The organism is Pseudoalteromonas luteoviolacea, from assembly GCF_001696455.1.
GTDB classification, from domain to species: Bacteria; Pseudomonadota; Gammaproteobacteria; order Enterobacterales; family Alteromonadaceae; genus Pseudoalteromonas; species Pseudoalteromonas luteoviolacea_C.
This window is the reverse complement of the sequence record NZ_MAUJ01000071.1, coordinates 1-265: the sequence shown is the minus strand read 5'-3', so window position 1 is coordinate 265 and position 265 is coordinate 1. Positions and strand designations below refer to the sequence as shown.

The 265-nt window shown below is 51.3% G+C and carries 1 rRNA gene; it reads left to right on the top strand.

Annotated features, from left to right (window positions below):
• Window positions 1-265 (top strand): 23S ribosomal RNA (locus A7985_RS25545); the annotation flags it as partial.

Below are 265 nucleotides of genomic sequence, written 5' to 3'. Positions count from 1 at the left end.
GGCTAAAACAGCTAGGAGGTTGGCTTAGAAGCAGCCATCCTTTAAAGAAAGCGTAATAGCTCACTAGTCGAGTCGGCCTGCGCGGAAGATGTAACGGGGCTAAACATACCACCGAAGCTACGGCTGCATACTTTGTATGCGGGGTAGGGGAGCGTTCTGTAAGCGGCTGAAGGTGAACTGTAAGGTTTGCTGGACGTATCAGAAGTGCGAATGCTGACATGAGTAACGATAATGCGGGTGAAAAACCCGCACGCCGGAAGACCAA